This window comes from Hylemonella gracilis ATCC 19624 (assembly GCF_000211835.1).
In the GTDB taxonomy this organism is placed as follows: domain Bacteria; phylum Pseudomonadota; class Gammaproteobacteria; order Burkholderiales; family Burkholderiaceae_C; genus Hylemonella; species Hylemonella gracilis.
Window position 1 is genome coordinate 1 of the sequence record NZ_AEGR01000009.1, and the last position, 202, is coordinate 202.

General features: G+C 67.3%; 1 protein-coding gene. It reads right to left on the bottom strand.

The annotated features are described in order from the left end of the window. A partial coding sequence (locus HGR_RS17460) for a flagellin hook IN motif-containing protein (RefSeq protein ID WP_006296113.1) occupies nt 1-202 on the bottom strand: 202 nt, incomplete at both ends.

Below are 202 nucleotides of genomic sequence, written 5' to 3' on the forward strand. Positions count from 1 at the left end.
GTTGGCGCGCGCTTCGGCCGTCACACCCGTCACGGAAGTCTGCTGGTTGACCTTGGTCGCCACCGACTTGGCCGTTTCGTTCAGCACCGTGGCGATCGTCGCGCTGCCTGCCGCGGCGTTGATGGCGAAAGTCTCAGCCGCCATGGCGTTGGCACCCCAGGTCGCACCCGAAGCCACCGTCTGGGCGTTGGTCGCGGAGTTC